The sequence below is a fragment of the Arachnia propionica genome (assembly GCF_003859805.1).
Taxonomy (GTDB): Bacteria; Actinomycetota; Actinomycetes; order Propionibacteriales; family Propionibacteriaceae; genus Arachnia; species Arachnia propionica_C.
Genome location: NZ_RQZG01000063.1, coordinates 1 through 444, shown reverse-complemented (window position 1 = coordinate 444; position 444 = coordinate 1). Strand labels below are relative to the sequence as shown.

1 protein-coding gene is annotated in these 444 nt (G+C 54.1%); it reads left to right on the top strand.

The window, feature by feature from the left end; translation table 11 throughout:
* Positions 1 to 434: transposase (locus tag EII34_RS15780; RefSeq protein WP_185711405.1), on the top strand; the 434-nt coding region annotated here is incomplete at its 5' end.
* Positions 435 to 444: the final 10 nt, after the last annotated feature.

Genomic DNA, 444 nt, shown 5'->3' with positions numbered 1-444 from the left:
CCAAGGCCCGGTTGAGGGTCAACCGGATCACCCAGTCCCAGTCCTACATCGGGTTCCTCCACGAGACAGACGGAACTGTTGACCTGATCGCCTTGGACTGGCAAGACAGCGACAACATCGTCAACGCGTTGACAGAACTCACCCTCACATACCCGAACAAACGAATCGTCATCGTGTGGGACAACGCGAAATGGCACACCTCGAAACACCTCCGCTCACACCTTGGTGAAGGAAATCCCCTCGAGAACATCCACCTCATCAACCTTCCCCCATACGCGCCCGACCACAACCCCATCGAACACGTCTGGAACGAAGCCAAAAACCACATCAGCAACCACCAACACCCCACCTTCACCGACACCCGCCACGCCTTCGAAACCTACATCACCAACAACACATTCCCATACCGCATCAACAAGAAAGATCTTGTTTAAAGAGAGCTAT